The sequence below is a fragment of the Amycolatopsis anabasis genome (assembly GCF_009765355.1).
GTDB lineage: Bacteria > Actinomycetota > Actinomycetes > Mycobacteriales > Pseudonocardiaceae > Amycolatopsis > Amycolatopsis anabasis.
In genome coordinates this window covers 1-18,127 of record NZ_VTHK01000023.1, presented here as the reverse complement: position 1 = coordinate 18,127, position 18,127 = coordinate 1, and the positions used below count along the sequence as shown (strand labels likewise).

Genomic DNA, 18,127 nt, shown 5'->3' with positions numbered 1-18,127 from the left:
CAGGGTTTTAGGTCCGAAACCCCAGAGAAGTGTGACTCAGACCTCACCCGATCGTGTGACTAAAGGCAGATCCGAGAACACCCGGTGATCGCCAGCTCGTCAGTGGCCGGGGTCACACCAGATCGAGTGAATTCCTGGCTGGATCGGCGGTATCAGCACTCTTCGGCGACCGCGACCATCGCCGCGGTGACGGTCGCCAGGTCCTCGTCCGGGCACACGTAGGGCGGCATCGTGTAGATCAGGTCGCGGAAGGGCCGGAGCCACACTCCGCGTTCGGCGACCACCCGGGTGGCTGCCGGGATATCGACCGGGCGATCCAACTGGATGACCCCGATCGCGCCGAGTGAACGCACGTCCACGACGCCGTCGAGTTTCGCGGCGGGCGCCAGCCCGGCACGCAGCCCGGCGTCGAGGCGCGCGACCTCGGCGGCCCAGTCCCGCTCCCGCAGCAGCCCGAGGCTGGCGTTCGCCACCGCGGCCGCGAGCGGGTTGCCCATGAACGTCGGCCCGTGCGCGAGCACCGGCAGCTCCCCGCGCGAGATCCCGTCCGCCACCGCGGGCGTGCAGAGGGCGGCGGCCATCGTGAGGTAGCCGCCGGTGAGCGCCTTGCCCACGCACAACACGTCCGGGGTCACCGCCGCGTGGTCGGCGGCGAACATCGCGCCGGTGCGCCCGAAACCCGTGGCGATCTCGTCGAAGACCAGCAGCACGTCGTGCGCCGCGGTCAGCTCGCGCAACGCGCGCAGGTAGCCGGGGTGGTGGAACCGCATCCCGCCCGCGCCCTGCACGACCGGCTCCACGATCACCGCGGCGAGTTCGTGCGCGTGCCGCTCGATCTCCGCCGCCAGAACGTCCACATAGGACTGATCCGGTGCGGCGCCGAACCCGTCCGGCGGCGCGGGGACGAAGACCTGTTCGGGCAGCGTGCCGCGCCACAGGGCGTGCATACCGCCATCGGGATCGCAGACGCTCATCGGGTGGAAGGTGTCGCCGTGGTACCCGCCGCGCCAGGTCAGCAACCGGCGTTTTTCCTTGCGCCCCACCGACTGCCAGTACTGCAGGCACATCTTGACCGCGACCTCGATGGAGACCGACCCGGAGTCGCACAGGAAGACGTGCTCGAGCCCGTCCGGGGTGAGGTCGACCAGGGTGCGGGCGAGGGTGATCGCCGGTTCGTGGGTGAGCCCGCCGAACATCACGTGACTCATCCGCCCGGCCTGCTCGGTCAGCGCCGCGTCCAGCACCGGGTGCCGGTAGCCGTGGATGGCCGCCCACCAGGACGACATCCCGTCGATCAGTTCCCGGCCGTCGGCCAGTTTCAGCCGGACCCCGGACGCCTCGGTGACCAGGAGCGGCTCCACCTTGCCCGGCATGGGTGCGTACGGGTGCCAGACATGCCGGGCGTCAAGGGCGAGCAGTTCCTGGGCGTCCATGCCCGGCAGCCTACGTCCTGCCTGATCAGCGCTCGGCGAGTGCGGTGACCACGCGGTCGGCCACGTCCTGCCAGTAGTCCCGCTGCTCGGCCCGTTCCTCGGCGCTGGCCAGCCATTCCTGGTGGAACTTGATGGTGGTCTTCGCCCCGGCGGAGACCAGGGCGATCTGCACGGTCGAGTCGTGATCCCAGTCCTTCGGCCGCCAGGTCAGCCGGACGCGGTCGAGCCGGCGGAAGCTGCGGATCTCCCCCGTGGTGCCGCTGGCGGTCTCGTAGGTGGCCTTCGGCTTCCGCGGCAGTTCCATGCCCGGACCGAGCCAGATCTGCACCCCGTCCCGGCCGACGAGGAACTCCCACACCTCGTCGATCGGATGCGGCACGGTCTTGGAAACCCCTATCTGCCAACCGACATCGGCCGTTTTCCCCACTTCTTTCGTCACGCGCCAATCGTCGCACGGCGGGCCGACAGTATCGCCGCGACGCCGTGCACACCGGCGAGGACGACCGGGAACAGCGCGATCCCGCCGAGCGACCGCGTCCGGCCGTCCCCGGCGACCCCCGCCTTCCGCAACCGGCGCCACGCCCAGAGCGAGAACGGGATCACCACGGTCGGCGAGGTGGCCACCCCGGGCGTGTACCCCCGCACCAGCGCCGCCTGCGCGACGTGCACCACCCCGTGCCAGCCGAACCCGGCGAGCGCGGCCTGGTAGAAACCGTCGCGCCCGCCGGAACGCGCCCCGGCGCGGGCCGCGTGCGCCACCACCCCGCCCATCAGCCCGATCGCGACCGCGGCGTGCCCGCGGGACACGTCCAACCGGTCCCACACCCGGCCCGGCACCGCGGGAAACCGCTTCTCCAGCCGGGGCCGGGTTCGCCGCGCCCAGCCGGGCATCGTGATCAGTTCTTCCAGGTCGTTGGCGAGCCACGCCGCGAACAGGCCCCAGGTCACCGACTTCGGCACCACCGAATCCGCCACCGCACACCTCCGTCAAGGCAAGAAACGCAACGCACCGTTGCGTTGCTATCCTTACCGCATGGCGCAACCGGCAGCAAGGACGGGCCCGGGGCCGCGGCGGGCGCAGGACATCTTCGCGGCGACGTTCGCGCTGCTGACCGAGCTGGGCTACGACGGGCTGACCGTCGAAGGGGTGGCCGCGCGGTCCGGGGTGAACAAGACCACGATCTACCGCTGGTGGCCGTCCAAGGACGCGCTGCTGGGCGCCGCGCTGATCGATTCCCGCCTGTTCGAGCTGACCGTGCCCGACACCGGCACCCTCCGCGACGACCTGCACGCCCTGCTCGACCAGATGCGGAAACTGCTCACCGGCGAGGAGGCCGGGGCGGTCGTGGCCGCGGTGCTGAGCGCCGCCACCCACCGCGCCGAACTCGCCGAGGTCACCCGGTCGTTCTTCCTCGACCGGCTCGGCCGCGAACTGCCGCTGTTCGAACGGGCGCGGCGGCGCGGCGAGATCCGCGCGGGCCTCGATCCGAAGACGGTGATCGACCTGCTCGCCGGGGCCCTCTGGGTCCGGGTGCTGCTGCGCGGGGAAGCGGCCCCGGCCGGGTTCGTCCGCGAGACCGTCGACCTGGTGCTGCGGGGCGTCGCCGCGTGACGGGTCCGCGCTACCGGCCGATCTCCTTCGACCGGCTCACCGGCGAACTGACCGAACGGATCGCCGCCCTCGGCCCGGACCGGCTCCGGATCGCGGTCGACGGCGCCGCCGGGGCGACGGACACCGCGGCCCTGGCCGACGCGCTGGCCGATCCGCTGCGCGTCCGCGGCCGCGCGGCGCTGCGGGTCTCCGCGCAGGACTTCCTGCGGCCCGCCTCGCTGCGGTTCGAACACGGCAAACGCGATCCGGACGCCCGCTACACCGACTGGCTCGACGTCGGCGGCCTGCGCCGCGAGGTACTGGATCCGGCGGGCCCGGGCGGTAGCGGCCTGGTCCTGCCCGCGCTGTGGGACGCCCGGCGCGACCGCGCCACCCGGGCCGAACGCACCGAGCTGCCGCCGGGCGGGATCGTCCTGCTGGACGGCGAATTCCTGCTCGGCCAGGGGCTGCCGATCGACCTCTCGGTGCACCTGTGGCTCTCCCCCGGTGCGCTGCGCCGGAGATTGCCCGCCGAAGAACACTGGGCGCTGCCCGCTCACGAACGCTATGCCGACGAGGTCGATCCCGCCGCGGTGGCCGATGTCGTGGTGCGGGTCGACGATCCGCGCCATCCGGCCCTGCTGGAACGGGCCCCTTGACGGCACCGGGCGCGCCGTTGCCCGATCAGTCGCGGGGGTCGGCTTCGGCCGCGGTTTTGAGGTCGCGGAGCCAGGCTTCGAGGCCCACGTCGGTGTTGGTGTCGGCTTGGGGGCCGGTGTGGCTTTCTTCGGTGCGGACGAGGACGCCGCCGGGGACTTGCCTGGAGGTGATGACCACCTTGTGCGCGTGAGGGGGCCGAGTGCTGGGGGTCGTGAGTGGACAGGCCGGTTAGAACCGGTCCAAACGCTCACGACCCACCCCTGCGACCGGGATCCACTCAGCGGACCGCGGCCACCGGCTCACCGTCGAGCAGCCCGGAAAGCCTTGCCGCGAAACGATCCCAGCGCCAGTGATCGGCGACCCAGGCCCGGCCCGCCTCCCCCATCCGCCGGGCCCGCACCGGATCGGCCAGCAACGCGGCGAGTGTTTCGGTCAGCTGACCGAGGTCCCGGCCGTCGACCACATGACCGGTCACCTCGTCGAGCACGGTCTCCGGCGCTCCCCCGGACCGCCCCGCGACGACCGGCAGCCCGGTGGCCGAGGCCTCCAGGTACACCAGGCCCAGACCTTCCACGTCCAGGCCCTTGCCCCGGGTCCGGGCGGGCATCGCGAACACGTCACCGGCGGCGTAGTGCGCGGGCAGTTCGGACCACGGCACCGAACCGGTGATCACCACATCCCGTTCCAGCTCGAGTTCGCCCACCAGCTCGGTGAGCCGCTTGCGGTAGGGTCCGCCGCCCACCAGCAGCAGCGCCGCGTCCGGAATTCGCTCGCGCAGCGCGGGAAACGCGCGCACCAGCTGGTCCTGGCCCTTGCGCGGCACCAACCGGGACACGCACACCACGGTCGGCCGGTCCGCGAGCCCGTGCCGCGCCCGGATCTCCTCGCGCGCGGCCGGATCCGGGCGGAACAGCTCGGTGTCCACTCCGGACGGGAGGTACTCGAGCCCGGCCATCGGGCCGAACGCGGCGGAAAACCGGTTCCGGGTGTACTTGCTGACATAGGTCACCACGTCGGTGGTGTCCCCGATCCGCCGCAGCGCCTGCCGGGCGGCGGGCAGCATGGACCAGCCGACCTCGTGGCCGTGCGTGGACGCGACGATCCGCCGGGCCCCGGACGACCGCAGCGCGTGCCCGAGCAGCGCGAGCGGCGCCGCGGCGCCGAACCAGACGGCCTCGCACCCGCGTGCCCGCATGATCTCCTTCGCCCGGCGCAACACGTCCGGGGCGGGCAGCATCAGCGAGGTCGGATGGCGGACCACCTCGAACGGGACTTCGGCGTCGAACCGCCGGTGCGCTTCCCAGGACGGCGCGTAGACCACCAGATCGTCCGCGGGCAACTGGGCGGCCAGCGAGTTCAGGTAGTTCTGGATCCCTCCGGGCCGGGGTGGGAAGTCGTTGGTCACCAGCAGGGTTCGCAGCACGAACCGCAGGTTACCCGGCCGCCCACGCCGACGGCGTGGCGCCGGTGATCCGGCGCAGGTCGCGGTTGAGGTGCGCCTGATCGCTGAAGCCGCAGTCGTGGGCGACCGCCGCGAACGCAATCCCGGACCCGAGCAGCCGGATCGCCCGGCGCGCCCGCAGGACCCGGGCCAGTTCCTTGGGCGTCACGCCGGTGCACTCCCGCAGCTTGACCGCGAGGTGCCGGTGGCTGCAGCCCAGGTCCTCGACCAGCCGCGCGATGGGCAGCCGCCCCTCGGCGGCCACCAGCCGCCGCCAGGCCAGCTCCGCCAGCGGCGAGGGCGATTTCGCCAGGGCCAACCGGGTTCCGAGCGCTTCGTCGAGCAGATCGAACCGCGCCGCCCAGCCCGGCGCCTCGGCGAGCCGCTCGAGCAGCCGGCTCCCGGTCCGGCCGAGCGCGTCGGTCAGTTCGACGGCCGCGCCGGCGAACTCGCTCATCGGCATCCCGAGCAGCATGGTGGCGCCGATCGGGGTCAGATTCACCTGGACGCCGAACTGCGCCCCGGTGTACTCGGTGAGCGCCGGGCTGGTGCCGATCGTGGCGACGAAACTGCCCAGGGTCGCCCACACCGCCTCCGGGGCGGCCGGATCGAGCACCCGGATCCGGGGGCCGAAGCTCAGGATGAACGCGATGTCCCCGGTCGGGACCTCCCACCGCCGCACCGGAACCGAGGAGTCCTCGCGGTAACCGACGTACCCGCGCACGTGCCCGGCGAGGCGCGCCGCCGCGGGCCGCGACGCCAGTTCCGTCCATCCGGTGGCCGAATGCTCGCGCACCAGCCGAAGATCGGTCACGGTCCCACGGTAGGACATCGGGGGCGGCGCCGCGGCCGCGAAGCCGCCCCCGAGGAACTACGAGACCCGCCGGGCCCCGCTGTACTGGCTCTGCAGCGGCGAGACCTTCACGACCTCACCGGGCTGCGGGGCGTGCACCATCTTCCCGGCGCCGATGTACATCCCCACGTGGTACGCGGGGCTGCCGTAGAACACCAGGTCGCCGGGCTGCAGCTGGTCCCGCGAGATCGACGCGCCGAAGCCCTGCTGCTGGCTCGCGGTGCGCGGGATGCCGATCCCGGCCTGACGGTACGACCAGGACGTCAGCCCGGAGCAGTCGAACTCGTTCGGACCGGTGGCGGAGAGCCGGTACGGCTTGCCGATCCGGCTCAGCGCGGCGTTGACCGCCGCCTGCGCCGCGGGGCCGGGTGCCTTGACCGAACCGGGCACCTCGCCGCCGGGGTCGCGCTGTGCGGCCCGGTCGGCCGCGCTCAGCTGCCGGTCGGCGGCATCGAGCTGCTTGATCTGGTCTTCGAGCGCCTTCTTGCGGGCTTCGATGTCGGTGACCAGCTTGGCCGCCGCCTCCTTGGCGGCCTGGGCGCGGGCCTGCGCGTCCGTCGCCTGCTGCTGCGCCGCGGTGAACTGCTGAACCGCGCCGGTGAGCTTGCTCAGGGCCTCGTTCTTCTTGGCCGCCAGCAGGTCGAGTGCCGAGGACCGCTCCAGGAAGTCCTGCGCGGAGGTGCCGCTCAGCAACGCGGAAAGCTTGCCGAGCTGGGCGCCGCTGGTGAACGAGGCGCCGGCCAGGCGGTCCACGTCGACGCGGAACACCTGCTCGTCGCCGGACGCCTTGACGCCCGCCTGCTTCGCGGCTTCGAGATCCTGCGTGGCCTTGTCGTACTCACCCTGTTTGGCGGTGAGGTTTTCCTTGGCGGTGAGGTACTCCTCGTTGAGCTTCTCCGCCTGACCGGCCAGTTCGCGGTACTTGACGAGGGCTTCCGAAGAGCCGCTCGGGGGATTCTGTGGATGGGGGGACGGTGCTGCGGTGGCCGGTGCTCCGGCGCTCACGACCGTGATGACGGCACAAGCTGCCAGTGCTCCGGATACCACGCGCTTCACGGGATGCGACCGCACGTCGCGCGTGTCTCCTTTGCTCCTCGGCCGCGCGGCCGTGCTCCCCGACATCAAGCAGGCCCGCGGCGATTCCGCGTAGCCGCACCTGATGTGACGACTGCCTGCCGCGAAACCTCGGACAGGTTATGGAGGTCACACCATCAAGTCCACACAGGGTGCGCCCAACATCCCCTGCGCCGCGCCGAACGGTTGATCGTTAACCCGTTCGGCGCAGCGCGGGAAACCGTCAGGCGACTCGGCGCGCGCCGCTGTACTGGCTCTGCAGCGGCGAGATCTTCACGACGTCACCCGAGGTCGGGGCGTGCACCATCTGGCCGTTGCCGATGTAGATGCCCACGTGCGAGACCGGCGAGTAGAAGAACACCAGGTCGCCCGGCTGCAACTGGTCCCGGGAGACCGGGGTGCCGGTGGTGGACTGGGCCCGGCTGGACCGCGGGAGGCTGACGCCCGCCTGCTGGTAGGCCCACGAGGTCAGGCCGGAGCAGTCGAACTGGCTCGGACCGGTCGCGCCCCACACGTACGGGCTGCCCATCTTGGACAGCGCCGCGTTGATCGCCTTCTGGGCGGCCGGGCCGGGAGCCTTGACGTTCGGGATCGCGCCGCCGGTGTCCCGCTGCGCGGCCCGGTCGGCCGAGCTGAGGTTGCCGTTGGCGGCCTCGAGTTCCTTCTTCTGGTCGTCGAGCGCCTTCTTGCGCGCCTCGATGTCGGTGACCAGCTTGGCCGCCGCGTCCTTGGCGCCCTGCGCCCGGGCCTGCGCGTCGGTGGCCGCGGCCTGGGCGGCGGCCGCCGCCTGCACGGCGCCGGTGAGCTTCTGCAGCGCCTCGTTCTTGTCCGAGGCCAGCACGTCCAGGGCCGCGGAACGGTCCAGGAAGTCCTGCGCGGAGGTGCCGGTCAGCAGGGCGGAGAGCTTGTTGAGCTGCGCGCCGCTGGTGAACGAGACGTCCGCGAAGCGGTCGACGTCCACCCGGAAGACCTTCTCGTCCGCGGCGGCCTTCTCACCGGCCTGCTTGGCCGCCTCGACGTCCTGGGTGGCCTTGGTGAGGTCGCCCTGCCTGGCGTTGAGGTCGTCCTGAGCCTTGAGGTAGTCCTCGTTCAGCTTCTCGGCCTGCGCCGCGAGTTCGCGGTACTTGGCGAGCGCCTCCGAGGTGTTGCTCGGGGGATTTTGGGGGGCGGGGGTTGGGATGGCGGTGGCGGGGGCCTCGGAAAAGCTCACTGCCGTGAAAACGGCGGAAGCGGCGAGTGCTCCTGATACCACGCGCTTCACAGGATGCGACTGCACGTCGCGCGTGTCTCCTTTGCTCCTCGGCCGCCTGCCGGAACCTGCCCGGAAGAGGTCGGGGGCCCTCTTCACAAGGAGACATACGGCGGTCCGGCACAGCTTCCCCGACAAAGCTGTTTCGGCGGCAATCCCGCGTCGCCGCCCTGGTGAGGCGGCTGCCAGCCGCGAGATCTCGGACAGGTTACGAAAGAGTCGCCGCCGCGTCCACCACGCCCACGCAAAAACTCTGCGTGACAGTCCTAAACCTCGATCGGACCAGCACTGACGCCAGGAGTGTGAGCAGGGCAACAACACGCCGCCTGCCGATTACCGCCCGTTCACCGACTGGAACGACCGTTCGGCGCACCTGACCCCGAGCGTGTTCGCTAGCTCGCGCGCCGCAACCGCAGCCGCGGCACCATGCCCGCCTCGGCGAGCACATCGACCGCCCGCCGCTCGGTGTCGTCCCATTCCACCTCCGGCGGCGCACCCAGCAGGACGCTGATGACGCAGTCCGAACAGGCGTCGCCCCGGACCTCGCACCGGTCGCAATCGACGATAAGCGTGTTCTCGTCCACGGTCGCTCCTCGAGCTCGGTTGACTACTCGAAAAGCACGCTAAACACGACCACCGACAATTCCGGGCACTATTCGCCCGCTACCGCCCGACGAATTCCCAATGCCAGGGTTCTTCGCGCCCGCCACCCGCCCGGGCCCAGCCCGGATGCACCCAGCCGAAGGCCCGCGAATTCGCCGCCAGCCAGCCGTACTGCGGGGTGCCGAAGGATTGGGCTCCGCCGCACAGGTCGACCGCGAGGCCCCATCCGTGGTTGCTGGTGCCGGGCACCGCGGCGAGCGAGGGTTTGCGCCGGTAGAGGTCGACCTGGGCGGCGAAGGTGCGGTACGAGTCGGTGACGCACAGCGGAGACCCGAACGCCTGGGCGTAGGCCTGCGACATCGCCGCGAAGGTCTGCGCCGCGTCGCAACGCAGCACGTGCGCGCCCGAACCGATCGAGCACAGCGCTGCCGCCGGGATGAGCCCGTTGGGATAGCCGCCCCAGGCGCCGGCGGCCTGGTCCGCACCGCCCTGCGCGGCGGGCCGCGGGGGCAGTTCGACGCCGCCGCAGCGCCAGGTCAGCTCGCGCTCGCCGCGTTGCGGCACCGGCTGGGCCTCGCGCGAGCCCAGTGCGGGCCGGGAAACGCCGAGCACGCTGTCCCCGGCGGGCAGGTCGGCCACCACCACCCCGGCGAGCCGGGCGTCGGCGGCGAGCATCGTGCGCTGGTCGAGCACGATCCCGACGGACTGCACGCCGTACTTGGCGGGCCCGAGGAACACCACGTCACCGGGCTGCGCGTCGGCGATCGGCACCGGTTGCCCCACCGCCAGCTGCTCCCCCGCCGCGGCGGGCAACGGCAGGCCGGCGCCGGTGAACACCGAACGCACCAGCCCGTCGCACGAGTACGCGAGCGGCCCCTCCCCGCCGTCGTGCGGCACGTACGGTTTGCCGAGCACACCGACGCCCGCGGTGACCGCGTCGATCGTCTCCCGCGGCAGCACCAGCAACCGCTGGCCGCCGGAACTGATCTGCGCGACCCCGGCCTGCGGTTTGCCGTCGGCGCCCGGCAGCGGGTTCAGCCCGGCGGGGAGCCGGGCCGGATCGCGCAACGCGCTCGCGGGCGGCGGGGTCACACCGGCGGCCGCCAGCCGGTCGGTGTACGCCTTCCAGTTGGCCGCGGTCTTGTCGTTGCGTTCCTTCTGCGCCTTCTGCTGCGCGACGACCGCCGCGTTCGCCGCGTCGATCGGGCCCCGCAGCTCCGAGGAGATCGCGTCCGCCCGGTTGGTCGCGTCGCCGTTGCGGCGGTCGAGATCCGCCTTGCGGCCCGCGGCGGCCTGCTCGACCCCGGCCGCCGACCGCTCGGCCTCGGCGGCCCGGCGCTGGCGGTCCAGGGCGCCCGTCAGCTTGGCGTCCTGCGCCTCGCGGAGCTGGTTGACCATCGAGGTGCCGAGGTAGAGGTCTTTCATGTTCGACGCGGACAGCAGCACGCGGAAGTTGTCCGGCCGCCCCATCGCGGTGAAGACCGACTTGGAGAAGGCGTCGACCTCCTTCTGCTGCGCGGCCACCGCGGCCTCGGCCGCCTCCCGCTCCGCGCGGGCGTGCTGCAGGTCCGCGGTGGCCGCGTTCACGCTGTCCTGCGCCACCCGGATCTGCCCCGCGAGATCGCCGAGTTCGCGCTGCACGTCGGAGGCGGTGCGCTGCAGGTCGGCCACCTTCGGATCGGCGAACGCCTCCCCGGGGCGGGGATCCGGCACCCCGGCGCCCGGCGCGACCCCGGCCTCCACGCGCAGGTCGCCGGGGTCGGGCGGGGGCGGTTGCTGGGCACCGGCCACCGGAGCCACCAGCAACCCGCCCGCCAACAGCAACGGCATCAACACCGCGGCCCCTGCCCGCATCCGCACCTCCACAGCGACTCCCTGACTCCCGCTACCGGTTACAACGGCTCACTTGCGGGTTCAGTCACGCCCCCATCTGAGGGATGCCAGGTCGAAGCCGGGGGTCGTGAGTGGACAGGCCGGTTAGAACCGGCCCGAACACTCACGACTCACTCGGCGCGCAGGGAGTCCAGCCGGGTGACCTGCCTGAGCAGGGGCAGGGTCAGCGCGGTGACCAGCAGCACGGCCACCACCGCCGCCCCGGCCAGCCCGCCGACGACCGGCAGATCGATCACCATCGGCAGATCGGCGAGCCGCAGGATCGGCGCGGTCAGCCCGAGCCCGGTCGCCACCGCGAGCACCATGCCCACCACGACCGGAATCGCGGTCTGCCACAACGATCCCCGCGCCAGCACCGCCAGCGGCACGCCCGCCGCCGAAAGCGCGGCCAGCGGCCGACGCCGTTCGGTGATCTGCTCGACCGACAGCATGAGCAGGCTCAGCGCCGCCACCGCCAGGACGAACAGCGAAGCCGCGAGCAGCACGCTGCGGAACCGTTCGGTCCGCTGGTCGTCCTGGCTCCGGTAGGCGCTGTACCGGTCGCTGGGCTCCACGTCGGCATGCCAGGCGAGCCCGTTGACCGCCGCGGCCACCCGATCGGACAGCGCGTCGGCGGTGCCGGGGCCACCCACGTACACCGACACCGACTGCGGCTCGGGTGCGATCCGGCCGAGCGCGGCCGGGGTGACGAGCAGTTCGCCCTGGGAGTAGCGAGCCGACTCCGCGGCCGGGACGTGCTTGACGGCCGCGGGCACCGTCCACTCCGGACCGGGCTGGGGTTCGGCTTCGCCGTCCTCGCGGTAGGCGTAGGTGAAGAACCGCATCGATCCGGTCGGCACCTCGACCAGCCCCGCGGAGGACTGGCTCGAATCCGGGTCGATGAAGAACACGTCACCGTCGGCGCACGAGGGCAGGTTCGCCATCATCGCGAGCGCCGCGCAGTCCCCGAGGTGCGCGGTCGTCGCCGACCGCATCGAGGGATCGTTCGCCGGTTTGACGGTGGCGCTGCGCAGTTCCTGGGCCCGGTCGATCCCGGGGACGCCCTGGACCAGCCGTTTCACCTCGTCCACGTGCTCGGCATCGGTGGACACCCGGACCGGCAGCGCGTTCCGCGGCTCGGCGTGGGGCGCCCTGTCCTGCCGCGCCACCAGCGAACTGAGCATCACCTGGATCAGGATCGTCCCGGCCAGCACCACGACCAGACCGGAGACGACCCGGCTGGCCGTACCGCTGTCGAGTTGCAGCCGCCGGACCGCGAACTGCCAGGACGGCGGCCCGCCGCGCAGGGCGCGCACCAGCCGTTCCACCGCCCACGGCAGCACCACGGCCACCCCGAGCAGCAGCAACGCGCTCCCGGCCGCCAGCGCGATCATCACCATCGCGTTGTCCGACTGCTTCTCCGCGAACAGCGTGCTCAGCATCAGGAGCGCGCCGAGCGCGGTGATCGTCCAGCGCCACCACATCCGCCGCCGGACCGGTTTGCCCTGGCGCACCACGCCGAGCGGCTCCACGATCGTCCGGCGCAGGCTGAAGATCGCGGCGCCCACCGCCAGCCCGGGCACGAGCAGGACGATCCCCAGCACCCAGGGCCAGGACGGCACGAAGTCCTCCCCGAACACCCGCGTGCCGAACAGATCCAGATCGCCGATGAACGAGCGCAGCACGAAGAACAACCCGGTGCCGACGATCAGGCCCGCGACCGCGCCGAGCAGCGACTCCGCGGCCGCGATGCGCCGGATCCGGCGCGCGTCCACCCCGATCAGGCGCAACGCGGCGAGCCGCCGATCCCGTTGCGCCGCCCCCATCCTCGACGCCGTGGTGACGAAGATGAGCAACGGCAGCAGCAGGGCCACCGCGACCGGGGTCACCAGCAGCGCGAGCGACGCGTTGAGCATGAACCCGCCCGAACTCCGCCCGCCGAACCCGTAGATCTTCTCCAGCCGTTCCTCCCCGGCGAGTTGCTCGGGTGTCGTACCGGCGTAGACCTTCAGATCGTTGGCGTCGACCAGCCCCGGTTTGCCGATCTCGCCGACCACCTTGCCCGGCAACCGGGCCCGCAGCGCGTCGCCTTCGGGCGAATCGAGCAGGCGCGCCACCTCGGGCGAGACGACCAGCTCACCGGGTGCCGGAAGCCGCGAAAGGCCAGGCGGCACCGGGGAGGAGGGACCGCTGGCCGCGACGAAGTTGGTCTTGATCGCGTCGTCGCGGACCTGCAGGTACCACTGGTACCGGTACAGCGGGTCGACCCCGGCCCGCGGTTCGGAAATGGACTCCGTGGCCACCGACCGCGCCTCGCGCAGGTCCACCAGGTGCCCGATCGACGCGGCGGGCAGCAGGACGGCCACCGCGAGCGCGATGCCGATCGTGGTCATCGCCAGCCGCAGCAACACCGAACCGGAGATCCGGCCGCCCCCGACGGCCAGCCGGAGCCCCAGTTTCAGGTCGGCGATCATGCGACCAGCTCCCGATCGGTCGCCTTGCCGTCGCGGACCACGATCTCGCGATCGGAATACGCCGCCACCCGGGGTTCATGGGTGACCAGCACGACCGCCGCGTCGCTCTGCTTCGCCGCGCTGGTCAGCATCCGCATGACCTTCTCGCCGTTGAGCGAGTCGAGCGCGCCGGTCGGCTCGTCGGCGAAGATCACCCGCGGCCCGGTCACCAGGGCGCGCGCCACCGCGACCCGCTGCCCCTGGCCGCCGGACACGTCACCCGGCCGGTTCCCGGCCACGTCGTCCACTTCCAGGCGGTTCAGCCATTCGATCGCCTTCACCTCGGCGGCCTTGCGCTTCACCCCGGACAGCCGCAGCGGCAACGCGACGTTCTCCACGCAGGTCAGCTCCGGCACCAACTGCCCGAACTGGAACACGAACCCGAACTCGGTGCGCCGCAACGCGCTGCGCTCCTTGTCGTCCATCGCGATCAGGTCCCGGCCGCGATACCGGATCTCACCGGCGTCCGGGCGCACGATCCCGGCCAGGCAGTGCAGCAGGGTGGACTTGCCGGAACCGGACGGCCCCATGATCGCCAGCACCTCACCGGCGTCGACCCCGACCGCCGCGCCGTCGAGCGCCGTGGTCTTGCCGAACGACTTGTGCAGGTCCCGGGCCAGCAGCAGCGGTTCGTTCATGACCGCACCGCCTTCGCCAGTTCGCCGAGCCGGGCCGCGGTGAGCTCCAGCCAGCGCAGATCCGCCTCGAGGTGGAACAGCGCGTGGTCGCAGATGAGCTGATCGGCCAGGTCGCCTTCGTTCTTGCGCCGGGTCAGCGTGCGCATCACCTTGAGGTGCTCGGCGCGCTGCGCGTCCAGCACGTCTTCGGCGCTGCGCCGGGACAGCAGCGCGAGCACGACCTTGGTGTAGAGCGTGTTCTGCAGGTACGGCTCCGGGCTTTCCGGAGTGGACAGCCAGCTCTCGACATCGGTGATCCCGGCGTCGGTGATCGTGTAGCGCTTGCGGTCCGGCCCGTCGCCGTGCTCCACACCGGCGACCTCGACCATGCCGTTGCGCAGCAGGCGGGACAGCGTCGAGTAGACCTGCCCGTAGGCCAGCGGCTTGCCGTGGCCGAACTGTTCGTCATAGGCGCGCTTGAGGTCGTACCCGTGCCTGGGTCCCGGCTCAAGCAGCGCCAGCAACGTATGCGAAATGGACATGGCGGCCACTATACACACCATGTATACCCCATGTGTATACATGGTCAGAATACGGCTCTGAGGTGCGGAAACGCGGGAAAAGGCTAGACGCGGCCGAGGCGGCGGAGGAGGACCGCCGAGGGCACCGGATGGGCGCCGTGGCGGCGGGTCGACTCGGCGACCGCGCGATCGGTGGTCGCGACCACCAGCGGCCGCCCGTCGGGCTCCGCGGCGACGAGCGAGCGGATCACGTCGTCGGCGAGGACGCCGGGATCGGAGAACAGCACCCGAACCCCGCGGGGCGCGGCGACCGGTACGGACAGCACCCCGGCGCCGTCGAAGACCACGGTGACCTCGGCCCCGGTCCGGGACGCCAGCGCGCCGAGCTGCTGGATCAACCGGTCCCGCTGGTCGGCGAGGGCCAGTTCGGGGTAGCCGGTCTTGGTGACGTTGTAGCCGTCGACGATCAGATGCACGGCCGGGAGCGCGAGCAGGCGGTCCAGGGCCACCGGGTCCTGGACCCGGCCGCCCGCTCCGGCGACCGCACTCGCCCCGCGCACGCTGTCCGCGGGCCTGCTGCGCCCGCTGTCGCCCAGCGAGAGCTCGCGGCGCAGCCCGCGCGTCGCCCCCTCGATGGTGTCCACGAGCAACGCCAGTCGCACCTCGTCGGCCTCCCGGGCCTCCTTGGCCGACTGGCGGGCGATCTCGGCGTCGGCCACCGCCCGTTCCGCCCGGGCCCGTTCGGTGGCCGTGCGCTGCCGCTCCCGTTCCAGCTGGGCGGTCAGCGCCGCCACCTCGGCGTCCCGCCGGTTCCCGCCGCTCTCGGCCTCCTGGCGGGCCTGCTCGGCGGCGTCCTTGGCCTGGCGCAGCAGCACGCCCTGTTCGCGCAGCCGCCCGCGCAGCTTCTCCAGCTCGGCCTCGCGCTCGCCGCGCGCGCGGTCGGCCGCGCCCTGGGCGTCGGCGAGCTGTTCGCGCAGCCGCTCGATCTCGGCCTCGAGCCGCTGGTTGCGGGCGAGCGCGGCGTCCCGCTCGGCGCGCAGGGTGGTCTCCTCGGCGTTCTTCGCCACCAGGCGCACCCGCGTGCTGGCGTCGGCCTCGCCGAGCAGCATGGCGGCGGCCGCGGCGGCGACCGAGTCCTCGGCGTTCGGGTCCAGCACGTCCGGCCGGTGCTCCCGCAGCCACTCCAGCACCGCGGTCCGGAACCGCGGCGACTCCTGCAGCATCGCGAGCAGCGCGGGCCCGCCCAGCTTGGCGCGTTTGGCCGGGGCGAACCGCGCCACCGGCCGCAGCTGCTGGGGAACGTCGGCGGTCGGCATCTTCCCCAGCGCGGCCGCGGCGAGCTCGGCGAGCCGGGCCCGCAATGGTTCGGGCAGCTCACGCCAGTTGACCGGTTTGGCGGCCTCCGGTTCCGCGGACGCGGCAGCACTCACCGGCCCGGGACCGATGTCCTCGGGCGGCTGCGCGTGCGCGGACGGCTGCATCCATCAAGCGTAGGCCCCCGGGCCCGCCGCGTCGCGCGGGCCGCATCCTGAGACGCCTGATGCTCCTGAGATTGTCGGTGCTCCTGCTTATGGTGCGGACCATGACGACAGGCGGGCCGCCCGGGAATCTCCAGCTCACCTTCGACGAACTGGGCACCCCGCTGCGGGACACCACCTTCGTGGTGTTCGACCTGGAAACCACCGGCACCCGACCGGGCCCCGACGGGATCACCGAGATCGGCGCGGTCAAGGTCCGCGGCGGCGAGGTGCTGGGCGAGTTCGCCACACTGGTCGATCCCGGCACGCCGATCCCGCCGCAGATCGTCCAGCTGACCGGGATCACCAACGCCATGGTGTACGACGCGCCGCGGATCGAACGCGTGCTGCCCGCGTTCCTGGAGTTCGCGGCGGGCGCGGTGCTCGTCGCCCACAACGCCGCGTTCGACACCGGTTTCCTGCGCGCCGCCTGCCAGGCGCACGGGTACCCGTGGCCGAAGGCGGCCGTGGTGTGCACCGTGCGGCTCGCGCGCCGGGTGCTCACCCGCCAGGACTCCCCCAGCAACCGGCTCGGCGCGCTCGCCACCCTGTTCAACGCCTCGACCACGCCGAACCACCGGGCGCTGGACGACGCCCGGGCCACCGTGGACGTGCTGCACGGGCTGCTGGAACGGGTCGGCTCGCTGGGCGTGCACTCGCTGGAGGAACTCCTCGACTACCTGCCCGAGGTCACCCCGGCCCAGCGCCGCAAACGCGGGCTCGCCGCCCATCTGCCCGCGACACCCGGGGTGTACCTGTTCCGCGGCCCCAACGACGAGGTGCTCTACGTCGGCACCGCCTCGAACCTGCGCCGCCGCGTCCGCCAGTACTTCACCGGTTCGGAGAGCCGGGGCCGGATCCGGGAGATGGTCGCGCTCGCCGGCCGGGTCGACGCGATCGAATGCGCGCACTCCCTGGAAGCCGAGATCCGGGAACTGCGGTTGCTCGCCGCGCACCGGCCCGCCTACAACCGGCGGTCGAAGAACCCGCGGCACGCCTGGTGGCTCACCCTCACCGACGAGGCGTTCCCCCGGCTGTCCGTGGTCCGGCTGCCGCGCGACGGCGCGCTCGGGCCGTTCCGCACCCAGCAGGCGGCCAGGCTCGCCGCGGACACGCTGTCCGGCGCGGCCGGGCTGCGCACCTGCACCCAGCGGATCTCCGCGCACGCGCCGTCCGGGAAGCCGTGCGCGCTCGCGGAACTGGGGCGGTGCGGCGCGCCCTGCGCGGGGCGTCAGAGCGTCGGCGAATACGCCCCCGGCGTGGCCGCGGTGACCGAGCTGATCGGCGGCCGGGACAACCGGCCGCTGCGGTCCGCGCTGCGCCAGCTCGACGAACTCGCCGAGGCCCAGCACTTCGAACAGGCCGCCCGCCGCCGGGACGAACTGGCCGCCCTGGTGCGCTCGGTCGACCGGGCGCACCGGCTCGCCGCGCTCGCCTCGATCGCCGAACTGGTGGCCGCGGCGCCGGACGGTTCGGGCGGCTGGGAGTTCGCGGTGCTCCGGTACGGGCGCCTGGCGTCCGCGGGGGTCGCCCGGCGAGGCGTGCCGCCGATGCCGGTGGTGGACGCACTGGTCGCCTCGGCCGAAACCGTCCTGCCGGGCCCCGGGCCGCTGCACGGCGCCCCCGCGGAGGAGGTCGGCGTGCTGCTGCGCTGGCTGACGAAACCGGGCGTGCGGCTGGTGCGCACCACGCGGCCGTGGGCCGAACCCGCGCGCGGCGCTTCGGGCTGGCGGTCCTGGCTGGACCTCGCCGCGACCGCGAGCGCGCTGGAGCGGGTCGGTTAGCGCGCGGATACGATCGGCGGGTCGAACTTCATCCTCAGGAGGACCCGAGTGATCACCGCGATCGTGCTGATCCACGCCCAGGCGGACACCATTCCGGAGACCGCGCAGGCCATCGCGGATATCGACGGCGTGTCCGAGGTTTACTCCTGCGCCGGGGACGTCGATCTGATCGCCCTGGTCCGGGTCGCGGCGCACGAGGATCTCGCGGACCTCATCCCGGCGAAGATCGGCAAGGTGCCCGGGGTGACGAACACCGACACGCACATCGCGTTCCGGTCCTACGCCCGCGCCGACACCGAATCCGCCTTCGCCATCGGCATCGAAGACGCCGACTGAACCCGGTCGTGAGTGTTTGGACCGGTCTGGTGTTTTAACGTTGTGAGGGTTTGGTGAGCAGGG

At 72.4% G+C, this 18,127-nt stretch carries 17 protein-coding genes and 1 pseudogene; 4 read left to right on the top strand and 14 right to left on the bottom strand.

Annotated elements, in window-relative coordinates; translation table 11 throughout:
• Positions 1-152: 152 nt before the first annotated feature.
• The 3 genes from FXO23_RS27485 to FXO23_RS27475 are packed head-to-tail and all read right to left on the bottom strand — an operon-like array spanning position 153 to position 2,408.
• A complete protein-coding gene (locus tag FXO23_RS27485) occupies positions 153-1,433 on the bottom strand; it encodes an adenosylmethionine--8-amino-7-oxononanoate transaminase (RefSeq protein WP_158888352.1) in 1,281 nt (426 codons plus the stop codon).
• A 25-nt stretch (positions 1,434-1,458) separates the two neighbouring features.
• A complete protein-coding gene (locus tag FXO23_RS27480; protein ID WP_246257878.1) occupies positions 1,459-1,872 on the bottom strand; it encodes an SRPBCC family protein in 414 nt (137 codons plus the stop codon).
• Positions 1,869-2,408, bottom strand: a complete 540-nt coding sequence (locus FXO23_RS27475) for an HXXEE domain-containing protein (RefSeq protein ID WP_246257876.1) — start codon at positions 2,406-2,408, stop codon at positions 1,869-1,871. Before FXO23_RS27475 ends, FXO23_RS27480 begins: the two co-directional genes overlap by 4 nt.
• A 58-nt stretch (positions 2,409-2,466) precedes the next feature.
• On the opposite strand from FXO23_RS27475, the gene FXO23_RS27470 reads away from it, so the two are divergent.
• Both FXO23_RS27470 and FXO23_RS27465 read left to right on the top strand, forming a co-directional pair.
• Positions 2,467-3,045, top strand: a complete 579-nt coding sequence (locus FXO23_RS27470; protein ID WP_158888351.1) for a TetR/AcrR family transcriptional regulator — start codon at positions 2,467-2,469, stop codon at positions 3,043-3,045.
• The gene (locus tag FXO23_RS27465; RefSeq protein WP_158888350.1) at positions 3,042-3,683 is read left to right on the top strand and encodes a nucleoside/nucleotide kinase family protein; all 642 of its coding nucleotides are present in this window, start codon (positions 3,042-3,044) and stop codon (positions 3,681-3,683) included. Before FXO23_RS27470 ends, FXO23_RS27465 begins: the two co-directional genes overlap by 4 nt.
• Positions 3,684-3,708: 25 nt before the next feature.
• On the opposite strand, the pseudogene FXO23_RS27460 reads toward FXO23_RS27465, so the two are convergent.
• The 11 genes and pseudogenes from FXO23_RS27460 to FXO23_RS27410 all read right to left on the bottom strand — a co-directional run.
• A pseudogene (locus FXO23_RS27460) lies at positions 3,709-3,843 on the bottom strand (SRPBCC family protein); the annotation flags it as partial.
• 118 nt (positions 3,844-3,961) lie between these two features.
• A complete protein-coding gene (locus FXO23_RS27455) occupies positions 3,962-5,107 on the bottom strand; it encodes a glycosyltransferase family 4 protein (RefSeq protein WP_179956887.1) in 1,146 nt (381 codons plus the stop codon).
• A 10-nt stretch (positions 5,108-5,117) separates the two neighbouring features.
• On the bottom strand, positions 5,118-5,939 hold the full coding sequence (locus FXO23_RS27450; protein ID WP_158888349.1) for a helix-turn-helix domain-containing protein: 822 nt from the start codon (positions 5,937-5,939) through the stop codon (positions 5,118-5,120).
• A gap of 57 nt (positions 5,940-5,996) precedes the next feature.
• Positions 5,997-7,049, bottom strand: a complete 1,053-nt coding sequence (locus FXO23_RS27445; protein WP_218952175.1) for a C40 family peptidase — start codon at positions 7,047-7,049, stop codon at positions 5,997-5,999.
• Positions 7,050-7,275: 226 nt separating this feature from the next.
• Positions 7,276-8,328, bottom strand: coding sequence for a C40 family peptidase (locus FXO23_RS27440; protein WP_158888347.1), 1,053 nt, complete (start codon positions 8,326-8,328; stop codon positions 7,276-7,278).
• Positions 8,329-8,693: 365 nt separating this feature from the next.
• Positions 8,694-8,885, bottom strand: a complete 192-nt coding sequence (locus FXO23_RS27435; protein ID WP_158888346.1) for a hypothetical protein — start codon at positions 8,883-8,885, stop codon at positions 8,694-8,696.
• Between the two features lie 79 nt (positions 8,886-8,964).
• On the bottom strand, positions 8,965-10,758 hold the full coding sequence (locus FXO23_RS27430; protein WP_179956886.1) for a D-alanyl-D-alanine carboxypeptidase family protein: 1,794 nt from the start codon (positions 10,756-10,758) through the stop codon (positions 8,965-8,967).
• Positions 10,759-10,907: 149 nt separating this feature from the next.
• The gene (locus FXO23_RS27425; protein WP_158888344.1) at positions 10,908-13,250 is read right to left on the bottom strand and encodes an FtsX-like permease family protein; all 2,343 of its coding nucleotides are present in this window, start codon (positions 13,248-13,250) and stop codon (positions 10,908-10,910) included.
• Positions 13,247-13,927, bottom strand: coding sequence for an ABC transporter ATP-binding protein (locus tag FXO23_RS27420; RefSeq protein WP_158888343.1), 681 nt, complete (start codon positions 13,925-13,927; stop codon positions 13,247-13,249). The genes FXO23_RS27425 and FXO23_RS27420 overlap by 4 nt, the downstream gene beginning before the upstream one ends.
• The gene (locus FXO23_RS27415; protein ID WP_158888342.1) at positions 13,924-14,448 is read right to left on the bottom strand and encodes a PadR family transcriptional regulator; all 525 of its coding nucleotides are present in this window, start codon (positions 14,446-14,448) and stop codon (positions 13,924-13,926) included. The genes FXO23_RS27420 and FXO23_RS27415 overlap by 4 nt, the downstream gene beginning before the upstream one ends.
• 83 nt (positions 14,449-14,531) lie before the next feature.
• Complete coding sequence (locus FXO23_RS27410) at positions 14,532-15,908, bottom strand: NYN domain-containing protein (protein ID WP_158888341.1); 1,377 nt, start codon at positions 15,906-15,908, stop codon at positions 14,532-14,534.
• A 101-nt stretch (positions 15,909-16,009) separates the two neighbouring features.
• Here FXO23_RS27410 and FXO23_RS27405 point away from each other — a divergent pair, with 101 nt between their 5' ends.
• Together FXO23_RS27405 and FXO23_RS27400 are read left to right on the top strand one after the other, a co-directional pair.
• Positions 16,010-17,728: a DEDD exonuclease domain-containing protein gene (locus tag FXO23_RS27405; protein WP_158888340.1), complete on the top strand. Its 1,719-nt coding sequence runs from the start codon at positions 16,010-16,012 to the stop codon at positions 17,726-17,728.
• Between the two features lie 48 nt (positions 17,729-17,776).
• Positions 17,777-18,064: an Lrp/AsnC family transcriptional regulator gene (locus FXO23_RS27400; RefSeq protein WP_158888339.1), complete on the top strand. Its 288-nt coding sequence runs from the start codon at positions 17,777-17,779 to the stop codon at positions 18,062-18,064.
• Positions 18,065-18,127 lie beyond the last annotated feature (63 nt).

Excerpts from the sequence above, each read along its gene's own strand:
- FXO23_RS27485 (WP_158888352.1), bottom strand. The coding sequence starts at position 1,433 with ATGGACGCCCAGGAACTGCTCGCCCTTGACGCCCGGCATGTCTGGCAC.
- FXO23_RS27470 (WP_158888351.1), top strand. The coding sequence starts at position 2,467 with ATGGCGCAACCGGCAGCAAGGACGGGCCCGGGGCCGCGGCGGGCGCAG.
- FXO23_RS27430 (WP_179956886.1), bottom strand. The coding sequence starts at position 10,758 with ATGCGGGCAGGGGCCGCGGTGTTGATGCCGTTGCTGTTGGCGGGCGGG.
- FXO23_RS27425 (WP_158888344.1), bottom strand. The coding sequence starts at position 13,250 with ATGATCGCCGACCTGAAACTGGGGCTCCGGCTGGCCGTCGGGGGCGGC.
- FXO23_RS27420 (WP_158888343.1), bottom strand. The coding sequence starts at position 13,927 with ATGAACGAACCGCTGCTGCTGGCCCGGGACCTGCACAAGTCGTTCGGC.
- FXO23_RS27415 (WP_158888342.1), bottom strand. The coding sequence starts at position 14,448 with ATGTCCATTTCGCATACGTTGCTGGCGCTGCTTGAGCCGGGACCCAGG.
- FXO23_RS27410 (WP_158888341.1), bottom strand. The coding sequence starts at position 15,908 with ATGCAGCCGTCCGCGCACGCGCAGCCGCCCGAGGACATCGGTCCCGGG.
- FXO23_RS27405 (WP_158888340.1), top strand. The coding sequence starts at position 16,010 with ATGACGACAGGCGGGCCGCCCGGGAATCTCCAGCTCACCTTCGACGAA.